The organism is Protofrankia sp. Cas8 (assembly GCF_963555845.1).
In the GTDB taxonomy this organism is placed as follows: Bacteria; Actinomycetota; Actinomycetes; order Frankiales; family Frankiaceae; genus Protofrankia.
This window is the reverse complement of record NZ_CAUVXI010000155.1, coordinates 13,920-14,404: the sequence shown is the minus strand read 5'-3', so window position 1 is coordinate 14,404 and position 485 is coordinate 13,920.

The window sequence follows — 485 nt, the reverse complement described above, 5'->3', positions numbered from 1 at the left end:
TGTGTCCCCTCAGACGTCAGGTGGGCTGGCTACAGGGCTTGTGGCCACCGTCACAGCCGCATTTCCGGGGAACCATACCAACGCGCTTTTCGGGGCTCGCGGGCGGGGTCGCATGCGATGAACAAGGACCCGTAGACGTGTGAGTGTGTTGTAGACGTGTGAGTATGTTTTGGTCTCGTAGGTTGTCAGTCTGGCTCGGTCAGTTAGATTACATGATCAGCTGGTAGCTGAAAAAGTCACCGGCCACGGCCTATTCGCCCACCGCCCACCTTTCGGGGATCGTCGGTCGGGGATCGTCGGTCGGGGTTCGTCGGTCGGGGTTCGTCAGTGCGGCCGCTCGTCCGGCTCCCGCACCACTTCGCGGCTCTCGGCTGCGGTGATGGCGTCCTGCGAGTCATAGCGGATGAACGACGGAACAGCCGCCGCGAGCAACGCGGCGCCGGCAACGCATGCCAACCCGCCGCTGACCACTGAGAACATCGGCG